We start from the raw sequence: 24,331 nt of genomic DNA, 5'->3' as shown, positions 1-24,331 counted from the left end.
CCATGTCGACAGACAATCCCGAGATCGGCCGCACCCAGAACACCTGCGGCTACGACACCAACTACCACGATGTGGGCGACGGCGCGCCCGTGCTGCTGCTGCACGGATCCGGCGCCGGGGTGTCCGCGTGGGCCAACTGGCGCGGCCTCATCCCGGTGCTCTCGCAGGACTTCCGGGTGATCGCACCGGATCTGGTGGGATTCGGATACACCGAGGTTCCGGATTCCCTGCAGTTCACCATCTTCGACACCTGGATCGACCAGATCCTGGCGCTGTTGGACGGTTTGGGCATCGAGAAGGCCCACATCGTGGGTAACTCCTTCGGCGGTGGGCTGGCGCTGCATTTGGCGACCAGGCACCCCGACCGGCTCGACCGGATCGCCCTGATGGGCCCCGGCGGGGTGGCGATGCCGCTCAGCGACGAGCTCGACCAGCTGTGGGGCTATACCCCGTCGGTCGCCAACATGAAGAAGGTCATGGACATCATGGCCTTCGACCGGTCGCTGGTGACCGACGAACTCGCCGAGCTGCGGTATCGGGCCACCATTCGCCCCGGCGCGCAAGAGGTTTTCGAGAAGGTCTTCCCGCCGCCGCGGCAGCGCTGGTTGGATGCGCAGATCGTGCCGGATGAGGCACTGGCCCGCATCGAACACGAGGTCTTGATCCTGCACGGCCGCGAGGACCGGGTGGTTCCCGTGCGGGCATCCCAGCACATGTTCGAACAGATCCCCAATGCCCAGCTGCATGTGTTCGGTCGGTGCGGGCACTGGACCCAGATCGAGCACGCGCAACGGTTCCAGCAGCTGGTGGCGCAGTTCCTCCGCGAAGCCACGAGCGCATGACAGCGCACACCGAGCTGGCCGACCAGCTGTTGGCCGCCTACACCGACGGAACGCCGATCGGCCGGATCACCGCCGAGAAACCCGACCTCACCATCGACGATGCGTATGCGATTCAACAGCACCAGGTTTCGGCTTGGATGCAGGCCGGGGACCCCGTCCGTGGCCACAAGGTCGGTCTGACATCCAAGGCCATGCAGTCCCAGCTCGGCGTCGACTGCCCCGACTACGGGCGGCTCACCGCATCGATGTTCCTGCCCGAAGGCACTCCGATCCCCGTCGACCGATTCCTGCAGCCCCGGGTGGAACCGGAGATCGCCTTCGTGATGGGCCGCCGCCTGGCCGGACCGGGTGTGACGGTGGCCGACGCGGCGCGTGCGGTCGACGTCGTGTTGCCCGCAGTGGAAATCATCGATTCCCGAATCCGGGACTGGGATATCCGCCTGATCGACACGATCGCCGACAACGCGTCCTCGGGTGGCGTGGTACTCGGCGGCACGGCACGGCGGCTCGACGAGCTGGACCTGCGCCTGATGGGCGTGCTGGTGCACCGCAACGGTGAACTGGTCGCCACCGGCGCCGGTGCTGCGGTGTTGGGTTCTCCGCTCAACGCGCTGGCCTGGCTGGCCAACGTCCTCGGCGCCCGCGGCGTCGCGATCGAAGAGGGCGAGACGGTCATCCCCGGCTCCATGACCGCGGCACTGCCGGTTCGGGCGGGTGACAGCTTCCACGTCGAATTCGCCGCACTCGGCAGCGTCACAGCCCATTTCGCCGCCGAGTGAGCACTCCGACACCCAGAGGAGAGACAATGTCCACAATTTCTGCCGCCATCGTCGGGCCGGGCAACATCGGCACCGATCTGCTGGCCAAACTGGCGAACAGTGACCGGATAACCGTGCGTTACATGGTCGGCGTCGACGCCGCATCGGACGGGCTGGCGCGCGCCGCGGCCCGCGGGGTCACCACTTCGGCCGGTGGCGTCGACTGGTTGCTCGCCCAGGATGATCTGCCCGACATCGTGTTCGAGGCCACCTCGGCGAAGGCGCACGCCGCCAACGCCCCCCGGTACGCCGAGGCGGGGATCCGTGCCGTCGACCTCACCCCCGCCGCGATCGGGCCGTTCGTCTGCCCAGCGGTGAATCTCGACATCAACACCACGGCGCCCAACGTCAACATGATCACCTGCGGCGGCCAGGCCACCATCCCCATCGTGCACGCGGTGAACCGGGTAACCCCGGTGAGTTACGCCGAGATCGTCGCGTCGATCTCATCGCGGTCGGCCGGCCCGGGAACCCGAGCCAACATCGACGAATTCACCGAAACCACCGCCAAGGCCATCGAGGATGTCGGAGGGTCGGCCCGTGGCCGGGCGATCATCATCATCAACCCGGTCGATCCGCCGATGATCATGCGCGACACCGTTTTCTGCGCCATCGATCCCGATGCCGATCGCGACCGGATCGCCGAATCGATCCACGACATGGTCCGCACGGTCTCCGCCTACGTACCCGGTTACGCGCTCAAGGCCGACCCGCAGTTCGACGACCCCCGCCCGGACTGGAACGGAAAGGCGCGTGTGACAACGCTTCTGGAAGTACATGGAGCGGGAGATTACCTGCCGCCCTACGCGGGCAACCTCGACATCATGACGGCAGCCGCCGCCGAGGCCGGCGAACGGATCGCCGCGTCACTGCTGGCCGCACAAGATCAGGTGGTAGCACGATGAACAATTGGGACACCGGGGCACGCGATGTACGCCTCGTCGACACCACGCTGCGCGACGGCAGCCACGCGATGGCGCACCGCTTCACCATCGCCCAGGTCCGTGACACCGTGGCCGCCCTCGATGCGGCCGGGGTGTCGATGATCGAAGTCACCCATGGCGACGGACTCGGCGGATCGACCTTCAACTACGGCTTTTCGCTGGTCGACGAAACCGAACTCATCTCGGCAGCGGTGGCCCAGGCCCGCCAGGCCAAGATCGCGGTGCTGTTGCTGCCCGGCCTAGGCACCGTCAGGGACCTCAAGGTCGCCCATGATCTGGGGGCCGGCGCGGTGCGGATCGCCACCCATTGCACCGAGGCCGACATCGCCATTCAGCACTTCAGAGCTGCCCGCGAGCTGGGTATGGAGACCGTCGGATTCCTGATGCTCTCGCACATGTCGAGCCCGGAGGATCTGGCCCGCCAGGCCCGGATCATGGCCGACGCCGGATGCCAATGCGTGTATGTGGTGGACTCGGCCGGAGCGCTTATCCTCGACGACGTCACCGACCGAGTCTCGGCCCTGGTCGCGGAGTTGGGCAACGACGCCGAGGTCGGCTACCACGGCCACCAGAATCTCAGCCTCGGCGTTGCCAACTCGGTTCTCGCCTATCGCGCCGGCGCACGCCAGATCGACGGTTCGCTGGTAGCGCTCGGCGCCGGGGCAGGCAATTCGCCCACCGAGGTCCTGGCCACCGTGTTCCATCGGCTGGGCATCGCCACCGGAGTCGACAAAGACCAGCTCCTGGCGGCCGCCGAAGATGTTGTCAAACCCTATATTTCCCGGCTCCCGGTGATGGACCGGTCGTCTATCGTGCAGGGCTTCGCCGGGGTCTATTCCAGCTTCCTGCTGCATGCCGAACGGGCCGCGCAACGCTACGGAGTACCCGCTCACGAAATCCTCTACCGCGTCGGCGAACGACGTTACGTGGGTGGCCAGGAAGACATGATCATCGACATCGCCATCGACCTCCAGCGCGAACGCAGCCAATCCCACACCGCCACTTCAGAACTCAGCCCCGTCTAGAACACGATCGAAGGACCACCCAGATGAAGATCGCCATCATCGGCGCTGGCGTCGCCGGCCTGTGCTCCGCCAAACTGCTGACGGAATTCGGTTTCGACGTAACTATTTTCGACAAAGTTCCCGACGTCGGCGGCGTGTGGAGCCACACCCGCCTGTACCCGGGAGTGACCACGCAGAACGGCAAGGACACCTATGCCTTTTCGGACTTCCCGATGCCGAAGGCGTATCCGGAGTGGCCGACCGGCGCGCAGGTGCAGCAGTACCTCGCCGCGTACGCCCGGCACTTCAACCTGGAGCGCCTGGTCCGGCTGAACACCGAGGTGGTCTCGGCCGAACTCGACGAGGTAGCAGGGTGCTGGACCTTGACCACCCGTGACCTCATCACCGGGACGGTCGAGCAGACCGAATTCGATCAGCTGATCGTGGCCACCGGAATCTTCTGCGACCCGTTCATTCCGGACTACCCGGGCATCGAGGATTTCACTCGGGCGGGCGGGCGCATCTGCGCCGCTTCGGAATTCAACGACCTGCAGGACGCCGCCGACAAGGACATCGTCGTCATCGGTTACGGCAAGTCGTCATGCGATATCGCCGAGGCACTCAGCGACGTGGCGCGGTCCACCACCGTCGCGGCCCGCGAGGTCACCTGGAAGATGCCCCGCAAGGTCGGTGGGGTGATCAACTACAAGTACGTGTTGCTGACCCGACTCTCTGAGGGACTGTTCGACCACCTCGACCAGCGCGGCATCGCCCGCATGATCACCGGCCCCGGCCGGTTCGCCCGCAATGCCATGCTCGGCATGGTGGGACGGGTCGCTCGGCGCCAGTTGATGTTCGACCGGCTCGGCCTGGTGCCGGAGGGTCCGTTCGAACGGATCGTGCGGCATGCGGTCAGTCTGGCCACCGAGGGCTTCTACGAGAAGATTCGCGACGGCGTCATCGACATTCGTCGCGGCGTGTCGATCATCGGGCTCTACGACAAGGATGGCGCCCCGACGGTCGAGTTCTCCGACGGCACCACCCGTCGCGTCGACGCCGTGGTTTGTGCGACCGGCTACCAGCAGCGGACACCGTTCCTGGCCGAGGACCTACAGTCGCGTATCACCGACGCGGACGGCAATTTCCAGCTGTACCGCCAGATTCTGCCCGTCGATGTACCCCGGCTGTTCTTCGTCGGCTACGGGTCGTCGTTGTTGAGCCCGATCAGCGCCGAAGCCGCCGCGATCTGGGTGGTCAACTATCTGGCCGGGTACGCCGAGCTGCCGCCGGTCGAGCAGCAGCGCGCATTCGCCGAGCGCCGGCTGAAGTGGATGATCGAACGGACCGACGGCAAGCACGCTCGCGGAACCAACATCATCCCGTTCTCTGTGCGCCAGATCGACGAAATCCTTGATGAGGCCGGCGTGAACGTCGGACGGTGGACCCAGCTTCGGCAGTGGCTGTTGCCGATCAGGCCGGCCGCCTACCGGGCCGCCACCCGAAAGCTGCACCGCCGGATCGACGACAAGACAGGGGCCCGGCACAGCGCACCGCGTGCTGCTGCGTCCAGAACCTGACGCTTCCACTTCACCGCACAACTGACTGACTCACTGACGCCGCGGGTGCGCGGCGCCAGCACTTGCGCACACCCATTTACTTCGACCTAGGACGTCCCATGCCACTAATCCCCCACTGCCGCACCAGAACCCGACTCGCAACCGCTCTGGTGATCGCGGCGTTGGCGTGGACCGCTTGGCCGGCCACGCTGATGAACCCCGTTGCCCGGGCCGACGACCAGCACTACGAAGAATTCTACACACCGCCGACGCCTCTGCCCGATAGCCGACCAGGCGATCTCATCCGTAGCGAACCGTCACGTTTGGTGCTCGAACCCTCGGGTCAACTCGGCGCGTTCGTGGGAGGTGGTACGCGAATCATGTACCGCAGCACTGACGCTCAGGGAAAGCCGGTCGCCGTGACCGGAACCTACATCGAACCCGACGCCCCATGGACGGGCAAGGGCCCGCGTCCGCTGCTCGCGTACGCGACCGGGCCGTATGGGACAGGTGAACAGTGTGCGCCGTCGCGACTGTTCAACCAGGGCATCCACTTCTCTCAGGGGTTCGACCTGATGTTCAACTACGAAGAGGGGTTCATCGCCACCCTGCTGGCCCGTGGCTTCGCCGTCGTGGTCACCGATGGCGTCGGCATGGGTGTTCATGGTTCGGAGTCACCGCAGTTCCTCAACAGAGTCGCGGCCGGTACCGCGATGCTCGACGCCGCCCGCGCGGCAATGAAACTCCCCGACACGTCGCTGAATCCTAATGGGCCGGTGGCGTTCTGGGGCTGGGCATCCGGTGGACAGGCCTCGATGTCGGCCGCCGAACTGGCCGGCAGCTACGCGCCTGAACTCCGGGTTGTGGGCACCTACGCCGCCGGGGCCGTCACTGATATCGCGGCAGCGCTTCCGGCTATCGACGGCAACTTCCTGGCAGTGCTCACCGGATACATGTTGCGTGGCATCATCGCGTCCTACCCCCAAACCGAAGAACCACTGCGTAACTCACTGACACCGCGGGGTCTGCAGATGCTGGACTGGAGCGGCCACACCTGCCTGGTCCAGGGCAGTGTCGACTACGCCTTCCGGCACGTGCAGCCGTGGTTCAACACCGACCTGAACGACCTGGTCGGCAACGATCCGATCCGGAGTCTGCTGGCGGCTCAACGCATCGGCAGCCTCAAGCCCACCGGCCCGGTCCTGGTCACCCACAACCGCTGGGATTCCCTCGCGCCCTATGCGTCGGCCGTCGACACTGCGAACGACTGGTGCGCGAAGGGTGGCGACGTCACGTTCCGGACCAACGAAATGGCACCGTTCTTGAACAAGATGGCCACCACCAGCTTGTTGCAACCGTACGTCGACGGCGAACCAACCATGGACTGGCTCACCGACCGGTTCAACGGGGTGCCCACCGCTCCCAACTGCGGAGAGTTCTAGCCCGGAACGTGCGGGCCTGTGCGCGCCAACGCCTGACGCGCATAGGCCCGCACATCGGCATCACTGTCGTCCAAGGCCACGGTGAGTGCCTGACGGGCCGTCGACTCCGAACCCGCCCACCGGCTCAGGCTCAGCACAGCGGCCTTGCGGACATCGAGATGCTGGTCGTTCAGCGCCCGCGACAGGGTGGGAACCGCCACTTCCGGTAGGGCCCCGGCCAACGCCCGTGCCGCGCCCTGACGGATCTGCCAGGCCGACTCCGTGTACGCCTTCTCGACACTGACCACGTCGTCCCCGGTGCAGCCGACCGCGCCGAGTGCCGCCAGGGCCGCCGCCCGCACCAGCGGATCGGTGTCATCGAGCGCCACGCGCACCGCATCGGCGCCGGCACGCAGGGTCGCCAGTCCGCCTACCGCGGCGATCCGGACCTCCCGGTTCTCGTCGGTGGTGGCTGCCGCCACCCCGGTGTGGTCGTCGACCGACACCAGCGCCCGCACCGCCTCGATCCGCACCCGGTGATCGGAATCGGTCGACGCGAGGCGGTACGCCTGGGCGTCGCCGACCCGCCGGGAACTCAACAGGTAGACCGTGACCGCACGGACCACCGGGTCCGCGGACTCCAGCCGGTCGGCGAAAGCGCCCGGGTCGGGCAGGACCTCGACGAGTTCACGTACCGCATCCGCGGTTTCCCGTCGCACCTCGGCGTCGCCATCAGCCAGTGCGGCAACCAGCACGGGCTGGTACCCGTCGGGCAGATGCTCGACGAGAGTGGCGACCGCGGTTCTGCGCACGCCGGGGTCGGAATCTGCCAGGTAGGCAGTCAGATCCTCCAGGGAGGGCTCCTCCAACGCCAGGACCGCCGCGATACGTGGTGACGGCGGTTGCGCGGATCCGGCCGGGCGCACCCGGGAGCGTTCGGCGGCAGGCGCCCGGCCGCCGTGCAGGTGGGGCTGTTCGACGGTGGTCACCGGATCGTGGGAAGTCAGGTGGTCCAACTCCGGCACCGCGACGAAATACGGTGCCACCGGCCGCTTCACGAACTGCATGGCGCCGTCGGCGTCCTTGTAGAGGTTGAGGTGGTAGCGCCACTGCGCATCGTCGCGCTGCGGCAAATCGGCCCGCTCGTGGTACAGCCCCCAGCGTGACTCGGTGCGCGTGAGCGAGGACCGGGCCGCCATCTCCGCGCAGTCCCGGATGAAGGACACCTCCGCGGCGCGCATCAACTCGTGCGGGGTACGTGCCCCGATGCCCTCGACCTCGGTGGTCATGCGCTCGAAGGTCTGCACCGCGATCGACAACTTGGTGGCGGTCTTGGGCGGTGCCACATAGTCGTTGACGAACCGCCGCAGCTTGAACTCGACCTGCGGCTGCGGCGGACCGTCCGGGTGCCGCAGCGGACGATAGATGAGCTCGTGGGCCTGGGCCACCTGATCGTCCGGAAGCTCCACCGGCGCAGCCACATCCGACAGTGTCGAGGCGGCATGCTCGCCGGCGAGATCGCCGTATACGAAGGCACCGATCATGTAGTTGTGCGGAACGCACGCCAGGTCTCCGGCCGCGTACAGGCCGGGCACCGTCGTGCGGGCATGCTCGTCCACCCACACTCCGGAGGCGGAATGCCCTGAGCACAACCCGATCTCGGAGATGTGCATCTCGATGTCGTGGGTGCGGTAGTCGTGTCCGCGATTGGCGTGGAACGTTCCGCGGGTGGGTCGCTCCGTGGTGTGCAGGATGCTCTCCAGCGTGGTCAGTGTTTCATCGGGCAGATGGCTGACCTTGAGGTAGATCGGCCCGCGGGCCGATTCGATCTCCTCCTTGACCTCGGCCATCATCTGCCCGGACCAGTAGTCGGAGTCGACGAACCGCTCCCCCAGCGCATTGACCTGATAGCCACCGAATGGGTTGGCCACATAGGCGCACGCCGGCCCGTTGTAGTCCTTGATCAGCGGATTGACCTGGAAGCACTCGATTCCCGACAGTTCGGCGCCGGCGTGGTAGGCCATGGCGTATCCGTCGCCGGCGTTGGTGGGGTTCTCGTAGGTGCCGTAAAGATATCCCGACGCCGGAAGCCCGAGGCGGCCACACGCGCCGGTGGACAGGATCACCGCCTTGGCGGCGACGGTGACGAATTCTCCTGTGCGGGTGTTGAATGCGGCCGCACCCACCGCTCGTCCCTCATGCGTGAGCACGCGAACCGGCATGAGCCGGTTCTCGATCCGGATCTTCTCGCGCATCGAGCGTTGGCGCAGCACCCGGTACAGCGCCTTCTTGACGTCCTTGCCCTCGGGCATCGGCAGCACATAGGAGCCCGAACGGTGCACACGCCGCACGGCGTACTCACCGTGCTCGTCCTTCTCGAACTTGACCCCGTACCGTTCGAGCCGCTGCACCATCGCGAACCCACGGGTCGCGGTCTGATAGACGGTGCGCTGGTTGACGATTCCGTCGTTGGCCCGGGTGATCTCGGCGACATAGTCCTCGGGCTCGGCCTTGCCGGGGATGACGGCGTTGTTGACGCCGTCCATGCCCATGGCCAGCGCTCCGGAGTGCCGCACGTGGGCCTTCTCCAGCAGCAGCACCTGGGCGCCGTTCTCGGCGGCGGTCAACGCCGCCATGGTGCCCGCGGTGCCACCGCCTATCACCAGCACGTCGCAGTCGATTCGAATCGCGTCTGAAATATCGGGAATCTGGGTCAATTCGGTCACGGTTGCTCCAGGGCGGCAATGATCTCGGCGCGCAGCGCGGATCGTTCGGGATGGTCGGTTCGGGGCTGGGCCACCTCGATGAGGGTGCGCAGCGGCTGTCCGGCACGGCCGAGCACCGCAACGCGGTCACCGAGCGTGAGCGCCTCGTCGACGTCGTGGGTGACGAACACGATCGTGGTCGGATGGGCCTGCCAGGTGTCGATCAGCAACCGCTGCATAGCCGCCCGGGTCTGGGTGTCCAGCGCGGCGAACGGTTCGTCCATCATGACCGCACGGGGCGCACCGGCCAGCCCGCGCGCGAGTTGAACCCGCTGCCGCATACCGCCGGACAGGTTCTTCGGCAGGAACTCGGCGAATCCGGACAGGCCGACCTCGGCGATCCAGCGGTCGGCACGTTCGCGGCGACCCGCCTTGGGTTCACCCCGCAGCTGCAGGGCCAGCTCGATGTTGGACCGCACCGTGCGCCACGGCAGCAGCGCACTGTCCTGGAACACCATGCCGCGGTCCCGTGAGGTGGTGGTGACCGGATCGCCGTCGGCCAGCACCCGGCCGGCGTCGGGCCGCAGCAGCCCGGTCAACGCGCGCAACACCGTGGACTTCCCGCACCCCGACGGACCGGTGAGCACCAGGATCTCACCGGGCTCGACGGTGAGGCTCAGATCGTCGATCACCGGAGTGCCGGTGTAGGACAACCGGATTCGATCGAGTTCCAATCGCATTCCGGTGGCGGCCCGGGTAGCGGTGTCGGTGGGGCTCATCGCGTCACCTCCTCACCGCGCGGCAACCAACGCGTCGCCCGCCGGCCGATGAACTCGACCGCCGCGGCGGTCACGAAACCGAGTACGCCGATCGTGATGATGCCGACGAACACGTCGGGATAGTTCAGCACCGTGTACGCCTGCCAGGTGCGGTAACCCACACCGAGGCGGCCAGAGATCATCTCGGCCGAGATCACGCAGATCCAGGCAACCCCCATGCCGACCGAGAGCCCGCCGAACAGTCCGGGCAGGATGCCCGGCAGCACCACCTGGCGCAGCACGTCGAGACGACCGCCACCGAGGGTGCGCACCGAGTCCTCCCAGATGGTCGGAAGCGCACGCACCGCATGCCGGACGCTGACCATGATCGGGAAGTAGGCGGCCAGGAACGTGATGAACACGATTCCCGCCTCATCGCTGGGGAACAGCAGGATCGCCACCGGCACGATGGCGATCGCCGGTATCGGCCGGGCCAACTCGGTGAGCGGACCGAAGATGTCGGCGAACCAGGCGGTGCGCCCCAGCAGGATTCCGGTGATCACACCGACCACCGCGGCGATCCCGAACCCGGTGAGAATCCGGATCAGCGACTGGCCGAGGTCCAGCCAGTACTCCGGCGTGCCCAGCCGGTTCACCAGGGCCGCGGTGATTTCGGTGACGGTCGGCAGAGTGTCGAACCGCAGCCCCACCCGCACGTTGTTGGCGGTCAGCAGCTGCCAGAGGACGACCGCGCCGACCACCGAGGCCAGCCGCACCAGACGATGCGGCCAGACCGAAGGCGTGCGGCGGTGATGCGTTTCCGCCGGGTCGACGGGAGGGTCGCCGACCGTGACGGGCGGGGTATCGGTGGTGGTCACACCGCACCTGCCAGCGCTTGGCGGTAGTCGACGATCGCAGCGCCGGGATGCGCAGCGGTATAGCGTTCGGCACCGGCCTGGGTTCCGAACGGCAGGAAGCCCTCGGCGCCCGGTGCGGGCAGCCGCACCCACACGGACTTGTCGGCGAACCACCGGGTGCCCAACTCGGCGTCGGAGACATAGGCGGCGCGGACCTTCTTGCCCTCGCCTTCCGCCTGCCGGATCGCCTTGAGCAGGCAGACCGGCGTCGCGGCCGCCGTGGTGGTGTCCGATCCGTCGAGCCAGAGCTCGCCGGCCGTGGCGGGATTGTCGACGGCGGTGTGGCACACCGGGTCGGTGCCGCCCAACGCCGACGGGTTGGCGTTCGAGTTCAATGCCTTGTCATAGTCCTGACCGCGCGCGGAGTACGCCGCCCGCAGGGGTCCGTCCTGCACGAAACCGGTCACATCGAGGTCGGCGAAATTGTCGATCGACTTCAGGTAGGGCACATCGCCTTTGAGCGCCTCGACCAGCGACGGCTTGAGGGTGGTGTCGAACGAGGTGCCGCCTGGCCCGTTGTACAGGTACACAACCTCCTGCGGCAGCCCGCTGCCCTCGGCCACCAGGCGGGCCGCCTCCAACGGCTTCGTGTTGAGGAAGTCGGTGGCATCGAGTTGCGCCTGCAGGAACGCGTCGAGCACCTCAGGGTGCTCAGCCGCATACGCCCGGCGAACCACCACACCGTGCAGGGTCGGGTAGTTCAGTTCGGCACCGTCGTAGAGCAGCTTGGCCTTGCCCTGGTGGACCAATAGACCCGGCCAGGCGACGAACTGCGAAAGTGCCTGGACCTGACCGGATTCCAGCGACGACGCGCCGACCTGAGGCTGCTGGTTGAGCACCTCCACACCGGTCTTGGCGTCGATCCCGCCCTTACCGAGGGCCTGCACCAGCATGCCGTGGCCTGCCGATCCGACGCTGGCCGAGACCTTCTTGCCGGCCAGGTCGGTCAACGACTTGGCCGGCGAATCCGGTGCCACCACAACCATGTTCAGCGCACCCTTGGGGTTGTACCCGGTGACCGACACGATCTCGGTCTTGGCGCGTTCGTTGGGCTGTGTCTTGGACCCGTTGATGAGCATCGGATAGTCGCCCATCGAGCCGATGTCGATCTTCTCTGCCACCATCTGCGCGGTGATCGGCGCGCCGGTGTCGTAGTCCTGCCACGTCACGTTGTACTTGGTGCCGGTGCGGGTCGTGATGTCAGCGAGACGGCGTTCCAGGTACCCCTGGGCGCGCAACAACGTTCCGGCGGTGACGGTGTTGATGGTCTTGGACTGGTAGCCGACGACGACGTCGACGGTGTCGGCCGATTTCGTCGCCGAGTCCAGGGAGCAGCCGGCGGTCGCGAGCGTGAGACCGGCGGTGAGGGCGATCAGGGCTGTTTTCACATCGGGTCCTCTAGCGGATGAGATAGGGCATGTTGACGGTGACGGCGCCGGTGGGACAGCGGGCCGCGCATGGGCCGCAGTACCAGCACTCGTCGACGTGCATGAAGGCCTTGCCGTTCTCGGGATTGATGGCCAGCGAATCCAGTGGACACACGTCGACGCACAATGTGCAGCCCTCGATGCACAGTGACTCGTCGATGGTCACCGGGACATCGGCGCGCTGATTGACCAGTGTCATGCGTCTCTCCTAACGAGGTTGCCGCGCATGGTGATTCGGTCACCACGCATCCTGATGTACTCCAAGTCGACGGGCGTGCCGTCGTCCAGACTCGTGAGCCGTTCGGCCATCAGCAGCGCCGATCCGGCCGGTACCTGCAGCGTCGCGGCGGAATGCGGGTCAGCCGAAACCGCTTCCAGGGCAAGGCTTGCCCCACCCAGTCGGCGACCACTGACGCGTTCGATGAGCGCGAAGATGTCATTGCTCTCCAGCGGATGACCGATCACCTGCTCGCCGATCTCGGGAGTCAGGTAGGTCAGATCCAACGACAGCGGTAGGTCGGCGAGGTAGCGCAGACGCTCGATGAACACCACCTGGGCGCCGGGTTCCAGCGCGAGCTTGCGCGCCACCGCGGGCGGGGCCGAGAGGCGCTGCACGGCACGGACTTCATTGCGGACGTCGCCGTAGTCCTTGAAGGTCTCCTTGAGTCCCACCAATGCGTCGAGGCCGTGGTCGTACTTGCGGGCCGCTACGTGCGTGCCCACCTTGGTGCCGCGGTCGATCAAGCCTTCGGTCTTGAGGACGGCGAGAGCCTCACGGATGGTGTTGCGGGAGACGAAGAACTCGGCGGCCAGCTCTGCCTCGGCCGGCAGGGCCCCGTCATACGTGCCTTCGTAGATCTGGTGGCGCAGTACATCGGCCACCTGGCGCGCCTGATCGGCACGCGCACGGCGACTCGGCAGCGATACAGGATGGGCTTCGGGCTGGGACGACACGCACTCAAGGTAAGGGGCGATTCATGCGTGTCGCAGTGCGGCGAATCTGCCGTTTGCCCAGGTTAACTGATTGCGCCGCCGACCGACGAGCCGTACCTGGCGAAACCGCCGTTGCGGCTCGCATTGCGCCACCTCGGCCCGGACAAGAATTTACAAATCGCGATGATCGAAACGTCGCCAAGATCCGATTGAGTCAGCCCGACGCGGGCCCGAAAAACTTTGGCCACTTTGACCACGTGAGTCCCAATTCGGGGATCCTTGTCAGGGTGTCGAACTAGTGTTCGAATCATGGTAGTCGGGTTGGCGCAGGACCGGGGTGTGGTGCAGGCCGCCCAGGCCGGCCACCGCGCCGCCACCGCGGCGCTGGCCGATGCTGATTTCACCGGGTTCGCCACCGCGGAGTTGCTGGCGCTCCAGTCCGAACGGGAACGGCAGGCCCGCACCGAGGCGATGATCGATCACCGGATCCAAGCCGCCCTGATGGCTGCGGCCGCCCCGCACGAGATCGGCGGCAAGTCCTGGAAGGACGTGCTGGCCACCCGGATGCGGATCAGCGGCAAGCAAGCCACACGCCGCGTGGCCGCCGCCGCCGAACTGGGCCCGCGCTATGCCATCGGCGGTGAGGTACTGGCACCGCGACTGCCCGCCTGCGCCACAGCACTGCTGGCCGGCACGATCAACACCGAACACATCACCATCATCGGCGACACCCTGGGCAAAGCGGCCCACTACGTCAACACCGCCGAACTCGCCCAGATCGAATCCGACCTGGTCACCGCGGCGACCCGCGACACCCCCGAAACACTGAAAGCCGCCGCTGACAAACTGCTGTATCTGCTCAATCAAGACGGCGACTCACCCGATGTCGCAGCACACCTGCGTGGGCTGCGGATCGGCACACAAGACGCCGACGGACTGGTACACGTCCAGGGCTGGCTGGATCCCGAGACCGCGGCATACCTGACCACCGTCACCGGCGTGTGGGGCGCACCGGGCATCAACAACCCCGCCGATCCCGAACCGATCCACAACCCCTCGCCCAACCCGCTCGAGGACCCGCAGGCCCCCGACGGTCCCGAGGCCACCGACACCCAGGCCGACACCGGGGCTGAACTCGACGTCTCCCAAACCCGGCAGGAGCAGGCGGCCCGCCGTGACACCCGCACCCAGGCCCAGCGCAATCACGACGCGCTCAAAGTCGCATTGCGGGAACTGCTGATGTCCAAACGACTCGGCCAACACGGCGGCCTTCCGGTCACCGTGGTCGTCTCCACCACACTCGCCGAACTCGAAGCCGGCGCCGGAATTGCCGTCACCGGCTCAGGCATCCGGATGCCGATGAAAGACCTCATTCGCTTGGCATCCCACAGCTTTCACTACCTCACCGTCTACACCCACCACACCGCAGAACCCCTGTACCTGGCCCGCACCCAACGATTGGCCACCAAAGCCCAACGACTGCTGCTCTACAACCGGGACCGCGGCTGCACCCGCCCCGGCTGCACCGCACCAGCCGACCACTGCCAGGTCCACCACGCCAAAACCGACTGGCAACACGGCGGACAGACCAACGCCCCCGACCTCGCACTGAGCTGCGGACCCGACAACCGCCTGGCCGGCCTCGGCTGGACCACCACCATCGACCCAAACACCGGCCGCACCCACTGGCACCCACCACCCCTGATGAACACCGGTCAAGACACCCTCAACCACCATTTCCACCCAGAAGAACTACTCGTTCCCCCGGAACCAAGTGGTTGACGGGACCAACCCGCGACCCACTGCCCTCATCGCAATCACGCTGTCATACAACGTGATTGACTCCCATCAGGGCGCACTCGATATGTTCCGTGAGTAGTGAACGCTAGATCGTCGTCCGGCTGACCGTGACCGGGATGCCGTTGAGCGCACCGTTTCCGGACGGCTCATCGATGAAGTCGGGCAAAGACAAGATGTTGGTGTTCACCCCGGGTGACGCGTTCGCGACGCCGAGCCGCGTGCCGGGCTGACCATGGCCCCAGCCGTGCGGCATCGACACCACGCCGAGCTTGATCGCGTCGGTCACCTCGACCGGCACCACGATCTTCCCGGCGCCCGAGGCCACTTCCGCGCTGTCGCCATCGGCGATGCCCCGCAATGCCGCATCCTGGCTGTGCATCAGCAGGGTGCATCGGTCGCGTCCCTTCATCAACGGGCCGACGTTGTGGAGCCAGGAGTTGTTGGACCGCAGATGCCGCCGGCTCACCAGTACCAGTTGGTCGGGGGCGCGATCGAGACGATCGGCCAGCCGCGGCAGGTCGTCGAGCAGATACTGCGGGGCCAGCCGGATCTTCTGGTCGGCGGTGCCGAGCACCTCTGGAACCCGAGGCACCATCGGCCCATAGGTGATTCCGTCCGGCTGGGCCTTGAGCTTGTCCAGGGTCAGACCGTCGGGATTCTCGCCGTACCGGTCGCCGAACGCGGCGGTCCGCAGTGTCAGATCGAGCATCCGCTCGGGACCGCCGTGGTCGTAATGCTTACGGATCTCGGCCCCGTCGAGCCCCTGGGTGAAGCACAGGTAGTCGAACCAACCGTCGTCGAGCGCGGCGATGTCGACATCCTCGGCCGGGGTTCCGGTGCACAGCCCGGTCAGCCGGATCAGGATCTCCCATTCCTCCGGTGCGTCGGGATCCTCGCGGTGGAACACCGGCGGCGAGTACCGGGCGAAGCTGTTGATCGCCGCGCCCAGCAGCAGGTCTGCGGAGTGCGGCTGCTCGAGCGCCGAGGCACCGGGCAGGATGACATCGGCGTGCCGGGTTGTCTCGTTGAGCCACAGGTCCACCGAGATCATCGCGTCCAGCTGCGGCAGCGCCTCGTCGAGTTTGTCGCCACCGGGAGTGGAGAGCACCGGATTGCCCGCGACGGTGATCAGGGCTTTGAGCTGCCCTTCGCCGGGGGTGGTGATCTCTTCGAGCATGCATGACACCGGGACCTGACCGAGCACCTCTTTGGCCCCGCGGACCCGGGTGCGGTAACGGCCGAAGTTCGGCGCCCCGTCCTCCAGCCCAGGGATCGGCTGGCTCGTGATCGTCCATGCCGTCGGCCGGGCGAACATCGCGCCGCCGGGGGTGTCGAAATGCCCGGTGACGATGTTGACCACATCCACCAGCCAACTGGCCAGGCTGCCGAACTCCTGATTGCAGGTGCCGATCCGACCGTAGACCACCGCGCGCGGCGTACTGGCCAGCTCGCGAGCCAGGCCACGAATGCGCTCCGCATCGATACCCGTTGCGGCAGCGACCCTTTCGGGTGACCAATCGGCCACAGCCTGCTGCAGCTCGGGCACCCCGTCGAGGTGCTGTTCCAGCTCGCCGAGATTGACCAGCCCTTCGTCGAACACGGTGTGGACGATCCCGAGCAGCAGCGCCGCGTCGGTGCCCGGCGTGATCGGCAGCCATTCGTCGGCCTTGGCGGCGGTCTGGGTCCGCACCGGGTCGATGACGATCACCTTGCCGCGCTTACGGATACCGGCGATGATGCCCATCACGTCGGGGGCGGCCAAGAGCGATCCCTGCGAGGCCGCCGGGTTGGCACCCATCACCACCAGCAGGTCGGTGCGCTGGATGTCCGGTGTCGGGAAGGCCCACCAGCTGCCGTACATCAGGTGCGACGACAGGTTCTTCGGCCACTGGTCGATGGTGCCCGGCGAGTAGGTGATCGGCATACCGGACAGGCCGAGCAGGATGGCCGAGTAGCGGGACAGCGAGAACGAATGCGCCAGCGGATTTCCGGTGTACGCCGCGACCGCGCCGATACCGTGCTTCTCGATGACGGGAGCGAGCAGTTCGGTGCAGCGACGGAACGCGGTGTCCCAGTCGACCTCGTGCCACTCGCCGTCGACCTTGATCATCGGCCGCCGGATCCGGTCGGGATCGTCGTGCAGCGCTGCCAGCGAGGCGCCTTTCGGGCAGATGTGCCCCGCACTCCACTGGTCGGACTTGTTCGGCCGAACGCTCGCCACCTTGCCGCCGGAGACCTGGATCTCCAAGCCGCACATGGCCTCACACAGCGGGCAGGCGTGCAGGTGCAGGCCGTCCTCGCCGACGTCCGCAATGCTTCTCGGCTCGTGTCCCATCAAGGCCTCCGGATGTCGGTACGGGTGAAAACACACGTAACAACATCGTGGCACCGAACGGCATCGATGATCCCGATGTCCGGGACAGTCCCTACTGTTCGGGGCGGTCCTGGATCGCGCCCTGCACGGCCGCGGCGGCGGCCCGGATCTGCGGGGTCACCAGCATCACCTGGCCCAGCACCCCGTTGACGAATCCGGGCGACTCATCGGTGGACAGCTCTTTGGCGAGCTCGACGGCCTCGTCCACAGCGACGGGTTCGGGGACGTCCTCGGCGTGCAGCAGTTCCCAGACGGCCACGCGGAGGATGGCCCGGTCCACGGCAGGCAGCCGCTCCAGCGTCCACCCCTGCAGGTGCGCCGAGATGAGATCGTCGATGTGGGCAGAGTGCTCGGTGACGCCGCGCGCCACCGACACCGTGTAGGGGTTGAGCGGCGTGACGTCGGCCTGATCCTCGGCCAGCGCGGCACGACCATCGGCCACCGCCTCCGGCGTCAGACCGCGCGCCTCAGCCTCGAACAACAGATCGACGGCGCGCTTGCGGGCCTGGTGACGGCCCCGGTCACCACGGCGGTCAGGCATGGTCAGCCATTCACGCGGCCGAGGTAGCTACCGTCGCGGGTGTCGACCTTGAGCTTGTCACCGGTGTTGATGAACAGCGGCACCTGGATCTCGGCGCCGGTCTCCATGGTGGCGGGCTTGGTGCCGGCGCTGGAGCGGTCACCCTGCAGGCCGGGCTCGGTGTGGGAAACCTCGAGCTCGACCGACACCGGAAGTTCCAGGTACAGCGGCGCGGACTCGTGGAAGGCGATCTGCACCGGCAGGCTCTCGAGCAGGAAGTCGGCCAAGCGGCCGACGAGCGCCTCGGACAACGGATGCTGATTGAAGTCCTCGGAATCCATGAAGACGAAGTCGTTGCCGTCGCGGTACAGGTAGGTGGCGTCACGGCGGTCCACGGTGGCGGTCTCCACCTTCACACCGGCGTTGTAGGTCTTGTCGACGACCTTGCCGGACACCACGTTCTTCAGCTTCGTCCGCACGAAGGCCGGCCCTTTGCCCGGCTTGACGTGCTGGAATTCGACGATCTGCCACAGCTGTCCATCGATTTGCAGGACGAGCCCGTTCTTGAAGTCGGCAGTCGATGCCATGAGGGTGTAGCTCCTAAGCTTTTGTCACAAAATGGCCAGTTCCTTGGGGAACCGGGTAAGCAGGTCGGGTGCCGCCTCTCCGACGACCAGGGTGTCCTCGATCCGGACACCGCCGCGATCGGGCAAGTAGACACCTGGCTCAACGGTGACCGCAGAGCCAGCAAGCAGTGTACCGGCGGCAGCGGCATTGATTCCCGGCGCTTCGTGGATCTGCAGCCCCACTCCGTGTCCGAGGCCGTGGCCGAAGTTGTCGCCGTAGCCGGCATCGGCGATGACCTGGCGTGATGCGGCATCCACCGTGCTCAGCGAAACCCCGGGGGCCAGCGCTTCGCAGCCGGCCTGCTGAGCGGTGGCCACCAGGTCATAGATGTCGCGCTGCCACTGTGCCGCCGGGCCCAGCACGAACGTGCGTGTCATGTCGGAGTGGTAGCCCTCCACCAGGGCCCCGAAATCGATCTTCACGAAGTCCCCCGCGGCCAGCACCGCATCCGTGGGCCGGTGGTGCGGGATGGCCGAGTTCGCGCCCGTCGCCACGATCGTCTCGAAGGACGGCCCGTCGGCGCCGTGATCGAGCATCAGGGCTTCCAGCTCGTTCCGCACCTGACGTTCGGTGCGGCCCGGCCGCAGGCCACCGAGCTCCAGCAGATCTGTGAGCGCCGCGTCGGCGGCCTCACAGGCCAACCGCAGCATCGCGATCTCCCCGGCGTCCTTGATCTCGCGCAGGGCCTCCACGGTGCCCGCCGCGCGCACCCACTCGACCGTGTCGCCGGCAGCCTTCTTCAGGGCGGCGAAGGAATCCACGGTCACCACGTGGCTTTCGAAACCCAGCCGCAGCGCCCCGCAACGCGCCGCGCGCCCGGCCAGATGCGACCCGCAGGCCCGCTCGATGACCACCTCGGCGTCCGGGGACTGCTGCGCGGCCTGGGTGCGGTAGCGCCCATCGGTGGCCAGCACCGGGGTGGCATCCTCGGCGAGGACCAGAAGCGCCGCGTTCGAACCGGTGAATCCGGACAGATACCGCACGTTGACCAGGTCTGTCACCAGCATCGCGTCCAGGCTCAAGTCGGTCATCCGACGCCGCAGCCGATCCCTGCGCTGGGAAATAGTCACGGTCTGTGACGCTACTCGCTACAGTGTGCCCCCATGAGCAAGTGGTTACTGCGCGGAGTGGTGTTCGCAACAGCGATGGTCATAGTGCGCTTACTGCAGGGAGCACTGATCAACGCCTCGCCGGGTAATGCCACCTGGTTCAGCCTGGGGCTGGTCACGTTGTTCGGTATCGGAGTGCTGATCTGGGGTCTACTCGACGGCCAGAATGACGCACGTGCCAATCCGGACCCGGACCGTCGTGCCGACATGGCGATGACCTGGCTGATCGCCGGCCTGTTCGCCGGCATCGTCAGCGGCGCCGTGGCGTGGCTCATCGGGATGTTCTACAAGAGCCTCTACACCGATGCGCTGCTCAACGAGGTCACCACGTTCGCGGCGTTCACCGCCCTGCTGGTGTTCCTGCTCGCGGTCGCCGGTGTGACCATCGGCCGTTGGCTGGTGGACCGCCACGCCCCGCCGATGCCCCGCCAACGCCACCACGGCCTGGCGGCCGACGAGCGTGCCGACACCGATGTGTTCGCCGCCGTGACCGCCAATGGAGCCACCGAGAACGCAGACACCGAGCAGACCACCCCGGTCGACCACCCCGAGCAACCCAAGCAGTAACGGGCCCCTGCCCGGGAGGGCAGAAGATTCAGGCGCGAGTGGCGCGGGCAGTCAGGCCCGCGCCACTTCTGCGTATGCGGCCGCCAACAGCGATGGATCCGGGCCTTCCAGACGACCCGGCTTCGCCAGCCCGTCGAGCACGACGAACCGCAACACTCCCGAACGGTTCTTCTTGTCGCCTGCCATGTAATCCATGAGTTGGGGCAGCGCGTCGCTGTCGTAGGTGACCGGCAGCCCGAGCGCGGTCAGCACTGTGCGGTGCCGGTCGGCGGTCTCGTCGTCGAGACGTCCCGCGAGCCGGCCCAGTTCGGCCGCGAACACCAGGCCCACCGACACCGCGGCGCCGTGGCGCCACTTGTAGCGTTCACGACGCTCGATGGCGTGCGCAAGGGTGTGGCCGTAGTTGAGGATCTCACGCAACTGCGACTCTCGTTCGTCAGCAGCAACCACCTCAGCCTTGACCGCAATTGCGCGGCGGATGAGCTCGGGCAGGACCGTCCCGGTGGGATCAAGTGCTGCTTCCGGGTCGGCCTCGATCAGGTCGAGGATGACCGGGTCGGCGATGAAGCCGGCTTTCACGATCTCCGCCATCCCGGCGACAATCTCGTTGCGCGGCAACGTTTCCAGGGTAGCGAGGTCCACCAGCACCGCAGCCGGCTGATGGAAGGCGCCGACGAGGTTCTTGCCGGCGTCGGTGTTGATCCCGGTCTTGCCACCCACCGCCGCGTCCACCATGCCCAACAGGGTGGTTGGCACGTGCACGATGTCGACGCCGCGCAGCCAGGTGGCGGCGGCAAAGCCCGCTACGTCGGTGGCCGCTCCCCCGCCCAGGCTGACGACAGCATCCTTCCGGCCAATACCTATGCGCCCCAACACTTCCCATATGAAGCCGACGACGGGCAGCTCCTTGCCCGCCTCGGCATCCGGAATCTCGACCCGGTGGGCTTCAATTCCCTTGTCGGCCAAGTGTTGCCGGACAGCCTCGGCGGTCTGCGTCAGCACCGGCTGATGCAGAATCGCCACCTTGTGCCGGCCCTCGAGCGTATTGCCCAGTTCGCCGAGCAGGCCGGTTCCGATGATGACCGGGTACGGCCGGTCCACCAGTACCTCGACGATTACCGGGTCAGTCATCATTACGCTCCGCGTTGCGAGCGGCCAGGGCCGCGGGGGTGGGTATGGCTGTAGGTTCGGCATCAGAGGTGGCCGGGACGGTGTTGCCGCCCTCGGCTTCCGAACCGGAAGACTGTGCGGGGGCCGAACCGCGCCGCCACGGCGGGCGACGCCGGCGCCGCTTGATCGCCCGCGGCTGCTGAGCCTGCTTCTGGGGCGGGGGGCTTTCCAGTCGCGTGACGATCGTGCGCACCACCGCACCGGGATTGCGCCGGTTGGTGTTGATCCGCATCGTTGCGACCCGACGGTAGAGCGGCACCCGTTCGGACATCAGGGCACGGAATTTCTCCGCCCGGTCGGGCCCGGCCAGCAGTGGCCGGACCGTGGAACCGCCCGTGCGGCGGACCCCCTCGGCCGCACTGATCTCCAGATAGACGACGGTGTGCCCGGCCAGTGCGGCCCGCACTCCAGGGGTGGTGACCGCGCCGCCGCCCAGGGACAGCACGCCGTCGTGGGTGGCCAGCGCCGAACGGATGACCTCTTCCTCGATCCGGCGGAACTCCGCCTCGCCGTCGGTGGCGAAGATGTCGGCGATCGTGCGGCCGGTGGTCTCCTCGATCGCGGCGTCGGTGTCGAGCATCGTGAGGTTCAGCGCTTTGGCCAGCCGGCGGCCGATGGTCGACTTGCCCGAACCCGGCAGGCCGATCAGTACCGCCTTGGGGGCCATCAGCCCAGGGCCTGCCCCGCCGGCTCGCGCTCGGCGACGGCCCGCAGGTAGGCGTCGATGTTGGCCCGGGTCTCCGCCAGCGAGTCCCCACCGAACTTCTCCAGCACGGCGCGGGCCACCACCAGTGCGACCATGGTCTCCACCACCACACCGGCGGCCGGCACCGCGCACACGTCGGAGCGCTGGTGGATGGCGACGGCTTCCTCACCGGTTGCCATGTCCACGGTGGCCAACGCCCGCGGGACGGTCGAGATCGGCTTCATCGCGGCCCGGACCCGCAGCGCCTGGCCGTTGGTCATGCCGCCTTCCAGGCCGCCGGCCCGGTTGGTCGAGCGCAGGACTCCGTCGGGGCCGGGGTACATCTCGTCGTGGGCGACGCTGCCGCGACGGCGCGCGGTCTCGAAGCCGTCGCCGATCTCGACACCCTTGATCGCCTGGATACCCATGACTGCGGCGGCGAGCTGGCTGTCGAGGCGGTTGTCGCCACTGGTGAACGAGCCCAACCCGATCGGCAGACCCGCGACGACGACCTCGACGACACCGCCGAGGGTGTCACCGTCCTTCTTGGCGTCCTCGATCTCGGCGATCATCGCTGCCTCGGCGTCCTTGTCGAAGGCGCGCACCGGGCTGTCGTCGATCGCCTCCAGGTCGGAGAACTGCGGCGGCGGACCGTCGTAGGGCTTGGACGCGCCGATGGAGATGACGTGCGAGACGACCTCCACACCGAGCGCAGCACGCAGGAAGGCGCGGGCCACGGTGCCTGCCGCCACCCGTGCAGCCGTCTCGCGTGCGCTGGCACGTTCCAGCACCGGGCGGGCATCGTCGAAGCCGTACTTGAGCATGCCGGCGTAGTCCGCGTGCCCCGGGCGGGGGCGAGTCAGCGGGGCGTTACGGGCGACATCGAGTTCGGCCGGGTCCACCGGGTCCGGAGACATCACGGTCTCCCACTTGGGCCATTCGGTGTTGCCGATCTCGATGGCGATCGGCCCGCCCAGGGTGGTGCCGTGCCGCACCCCGGCCAGCATGGTGACCTGGTCCTGTTCGAACTTCATCCGGGCGCCCCGGCCGTAGCCGAGACGACGACGTCTGAGCTGCACCCCGATCTCGTCGGAGGTGATGGGCACGCCGGCAACCATCCCTTCGAGCATGGCCACCAGGGCGCGGCCATGGGATTCACCAGCTGTGGTCCAACGCAACACGGGTGTCATTCTCCCACGTCGGGGTTTGCCTCCCGAAATCCGTGGTCAATCGTGACGAACGCTAGCGCTGTTGAGGCTGCTGCGGCGCCTGCTGATGCTGACCGTACTGATACCACCACTGCGCGTAGGCCCGCGCCTGCTCGACTTCCTCGCGCAGTTTGGCCCGCGCACCCGCGTTGCTCAGCAGCGAGAGCCAGTTCATGAACAGGATCGACAGGAAGCTCCACCAGCCCAGGACGAGGTTGTGCCGCTGGGCGCTGGTCAAAGCGGCCTCGCACTGCTCGGCGGTCCCGGTCACCACACGGGTCTGGTTGAACCACAAGACCAGCAAGCCGGTGTGCCGAGTCGTCTCCACCCGGAAAACCGGAACCGCGGGCGGCGGCGGATACTGCTGCGCGGGCGGCGGCGGATACTGCTGCGCGGCCTGCGGCCAATTCGGTTGTGACATGCGGACTCCCCCGGGACGAATCGCTACCGGTGATGAGCGTAAACGCGGATTCCGCGGGTCCTTCGCACCAAAATCGCGACCACGACTCGGCTACACCAGAACCAAAGCCACCGCGGCGGCACTCGCCGCACACATCGAGGGGCCGTGCGGCACCGTCCGAATCCCGCGTAGGGCTGCACCCAACGCCAACACCGCGGTGCACACCGGTGCCGCCAGCGCCGCCAACAGCCAGACGTCCGCACCGAACGCCCCGGTCATCGCGCCCAAACCAATGGCCAGTTTGACGTCACCGCCACCCAGGGCCCGCGGGGAGAGCAGATGCACCACCAGGTACGCGGCCGTCAACGCCAAGGCCCCGACTGTCGCTGCGAGACCGCGCCCGGCCACCGCCGCCGCCACCAAGACCAGCACCGCGCCCGGAAGCGTCAGCCAATTCGGCAGCCTGCGTTCGGCGATGTCGTAGCCGCTGAGTGCCAGCAGCCAGGCGGACACGACGACGGTCACCCCCAGCCCCATCCACCGAGG

General features: G+C 67.1%; 22 protein-coding genes and 1 pseudogene. 8 read left to right on the top strand and 15 right to left on the bottom strand.

Annotated features, from left to right (window positions below; genetic code table 11):
• The first annotated feature begins 2 nt into the window (after window positions 1-2).
• The 6 genes from ACZYZ7_RS03605 (at window position 3) to ACZYZ7_RS03580 (ending at window position 6,606) form a co-directional block, all read left to right on the top strand.
• Window positions 3-842 carry an alpha/beta fold hydrolase gene (locus ACZYZ7_RS03605; RefSeq protein ID WP_463740212.1) on the top strand — a complete coding sequence of 280 codons (840 nt, stop codon included), beginning with the start codon at window positions 3-5 and terminating at the stop codon, window positions 840-842.
• Window positions 839-1,621: a 2-keto-4-pentenoate hydratase gene (locus ACZYZ7_RS03600; protein ID WP_450069084.1), complete on the top strand. Its 783-nt coding sequence runs from the start codon at window positions 839-841 to the stop codon at window positions 1,619-1,621. Before ACZYZ7_RS03605 ends, ACZYZ7_RS03600 begins: the two co-directional genes overlap by 4 nt.
• 26 nt (window positions 1,622-1,647) lie before the next feature.
• Window positions 1,648-2,565 carry an acetaldehyde dehydrogenase (acetylating) gene (locus tag ACZYZ7_RS03595; protein ID WP_463740211.1) on the top strand — a complete coding sequence of 306 codons (918 nt, stop codon included), beginning with the start codon at window positions 1,648-1,650 and terminating at the stop codon, window positions 2,563-2,565.
• Window positions 2,562-3,629: a 4-hydroxy-2-oxovalerate aldolase gene (gene dmpG, locus ACZYZ7_RS03590; RefSeq protein ID WP_463740210.1), complete on the top strand. Its 1,068-nt coding sequence runs from the start codon at window positions 2,562-2,564 to the stop codon at window positions 3,627-3,629. Before ACZYZ7_RS03595 ends, dmpG begins: the two co-directional genes overlap by 4 nt.
• 23 nt (window positions 3,630-3,652) lie before the next feature.
• Window positions 3,653-5,185, top strand: a complete 1,533-nt coding sequence (locus ACZYZ7_RS03585; protein WP_450069081.1) for a flavin-containing monooxygenase — start codon at window positions 3,653-3,655, stop codon at window positions 5,183-5,185.
• Between the two features lie 98 nt (window positions 5,186-5,283).
• Window positions 5,284-6,606: a lipase family protein gene (locus ACZYZ7_RS03580; RefSeq protein ID WP_450069080.1), complete on the top strand. Its 1,323-nt coding sequence runs from the start codon at window positions 5,284-5,286 to the stop codon at window positions 6,604-6,606.
• Here the strand turns inward: ACZYZ7_RS03580 and ACZYZ7_RS03575 are convergent.
• Genes ACZYZ7_RS03575 through ACZYZ7_RS03550 form a run of 6 tightly spaced genes read right to left on the bottom strand, consistent with a single transcriptional unit; the run spans window position 6,603 to window position 13,346 of the window.
• Window positions 6,603-9,302, bottom strand: a complete 2,700-nt coding sequence (locus ACZYZ7_RS03575) for a fumarate reductase/succinate dehydrogenase flavoprotein subunit (RefSeq protein WP_463740540.1) — start codon at window positions 9,300-9,302, stop codon at window positions 6,603-6,605. The two genes, ACZYZ7_RS03580 and ACZYZ7_RS03575, sit on opposite strands and share 4 nt — an antisense overlap.
• Before the next feature lie 5 nt (window positions 9,303-9,307).
• Window positions 9,308-10,069 (bottom strand): ABC transporter ATP-binding protein, encoded by a 762-nt coding sequence (locus tag ACZYZ7_RS03570; protein WP_450069079.1) that lies wholly within the window; start codon window positions 10,067-10,069, stop codon window positions 9,308-9,310.
• Window positions 10,066-10,926, bottom strand: a complete 861-nt coding sequence (locus ACZYZ7_RS03565; protein WP_463740209.1) for an ABC transporter permease — start codon at window positions 10,924-10,926, stop codon at window positions 10,066-10,068. Before ACZYZ7_RS03565 ends, ACZYZ7_RS03570 begins: the two co-directional genes overlap by 4 nt.
• On the bottom strand, window positions 10,923-12,353 hold the full coding sequence (locus ACZYZ7_RS03560; protein ID WP_450069077.1) for an ABC transporter substrate-binding protein: 1,431 nt from the start codon (window positions 12,351-12,353) through the stop codon (window positions 10,923-10,925). The genes ACZYZ7_RS03565 and ACZYZ7_RS03560 overlap by 4 nt, the downstream gene beginning before the upstream one ends.
• Window positions 12,354-12,363: 10 nt before the next feature.
• On the bottom strand, window positions 12,364-12,591 hold the full coding sequence (locus tag ACZYZ7_RS03555; protein WP_003880761.1) for a 4Fe-4S dicluster domain-containing protein: 228 nt from the start codon (window positions 12,589-12,591) through the stop codon (window positions 12,364-12,366).
• Window positions 12,588-13,346 (bottom strand): GntR family transcriptional regulator, encoded by a 759-nt coding sequence (locus ACZYZ7_RS03550; protein WP_286174902.1) that lies wholly within the window; start codon window positions 13,344-13,346, stop codon window positions 12,588-12,590. The genes ACZYZ7_RS03555 and ACZYZ7_RS03550 overlap by 4 nt, the downstream gene beginning before the upstream one ends.
• 288 nt (window positions 13,347-13,634) lie before the next feature.
• On the opposite strand from ACZYZ7_RS03550, the gene ACZYZ7_RS03545 reads away from it, so the two are divergent.
• Complete coding sequence (locus ACZYZ7_RS03545; RefSeq protein ID WP_463740208.1) at window positions 13,635-15,107, top strand: HNH endonuclease signature motif containing protein; 1,473 nt, start codon at window positions 13,635-13,637, stop codon at window positions 15,105-15,107.
• Between the two features lie 103 nt (window positions 15,108-15,210).
• On the opposite strand, the gene ACZYZ7_RS03540 is transcribed toward ACZYZ7_RS03545, so the two are convergent.
• From ACZYZ7_RS03540 to ACZYZ7_RS03525, 4 genes are all read right to left on the bottom strand, one after another.
• A complete protein-coding gene (locus ACZYZ7_RS03540) occupies window positions 15,211-17,460 on the bottom strand; it encodes a molybdopterin-dependent oxidoreductase (protein WP_463740207.1) in 2,250 nt (749 codons plus the stop codon).
• 91 nt (window positions 17,461-17,551) lie between these two features.
• A complete protein-coding gene (gene nusB, locus ACZYZ7_RS03535; RefSeq protein ID WP_135454116.1) occupies window positions 17,552-18,040 on the bottom strand; it encodes a transcription antitermination factor NusB in 489 nt (162 codons plus the stop codon).
• 2 nt (window positions 18,041-18,042) lie between these two features.
• On the bottom strand, window positions 18,043-18,606 hold the full coding sequence (efp, locus tag ACZYZ7_RS03530) for an elongation factor P (RefSeq protein WP_044518154.1): 564 nt from the start codon (window positions 18,604-18,606) through the stop codon (window positions 18,043-18,045).
• 24 nt (window positions 18,607-18,630) lie between these two features.
• Window positions 18,631-19,716: a M24 family metallopeptidase gene (locus ACZYZ7_RS03525; protein WP_450069074.1), complete on the bottom strand. Its 1,086-nt coding sequence runs from the start codon at window positions 19,714-19,716 to the stop codon at window positions 18,631-18,633.
• Window positions 19,717-19,749: 33 nt separating this feature from the next.
• Between ACZYZ7_RS03525 and ACZYZ7_RS03520 the strand changes: the two genes are divergently transcribed.
• Window positions 19,750-20,322, top strand: coding sequence for a B-4DMT family transporter (locus ACZYZ7_RS03520; RefSeq protein ID WP_450069073.1), 573 nt, complete (start codon window positions 19,750-19,752; stop codon window positions 20,320-20,322).
• 51 nt (window positions 20,323-20,373) lie between these two features.
• On the opposite strand, the gene aroB is transcribed toward ACZYZ7_RS03520, so the two are convergent.
• The 5 genes and pseudogenes from aroB to ACZYZ7_RS03495 form a co-directional block, all read right to left on the bottom strand.
• Window positions 20,374-21,453, bottom strand: a complete 1,080-nt coding sequence (gene aroB, locus ACZYZ7_RS03515; RefSeq protein WP_450069072.1) for a 3-dehydroquinate synthase — start codon at window positions 21,451-21,453, stop codon at window positions 20,374-20,376.
• 181 nt (window positions 21,454-21,634) lie between these two features.
• A pseudogene (locus tag ACZYZ7_RS03510) lies at window positions 21,635-22,159 on the bottom strand (shikimate kinase); the annotation flags it as partial.
• Entirely contained in the window at window positions 22,159-23,358 is a 1,200-nt protein-coding gene (aroC, locus tag ACZYZ7_RS03505) for a chorismate synthase (RefSeq protein ID WP_135460005.1), read from the bottom strand. The pseudogene ACZYZ7_RS03510 and the gene aroC, both read right to left, overlap by 1 nt.
• Before the next feature lie 61 nt (window positions 23,359-23,419).
• Window positions 23,420-23,806 (bottom strand): hypothetical protein, encoded by a 387-nt coding sequence (locus ACZYZ7_RS03500; protein ID WP_463740206.1) that lies wholly within the window; start codon window positions 23,804-23,806, stop codon window positions 23,420-23,422.
• Window positions 23,807-23,896: 90 nt separating this feature from the next.
• Entirely contained in the window at window positions 23,897-24,322 is a 426-nt protein-coding gene (locus ACZYZ7_RS03495) for a prepilin peptidase (RefSeq protein WP_135454104.1), read from the bottom strand.
• Between the last annotated feature and the right edge of the window lie 9 nt (window positions 24,323-24,331).

The sequence above is a fragment of the Mycobacterium sp. IDUB_17 genome (assembly GCF_055419465.1).
This window is presented reverse-complemented; position numbering and strand designations above follow the sequence as displayed.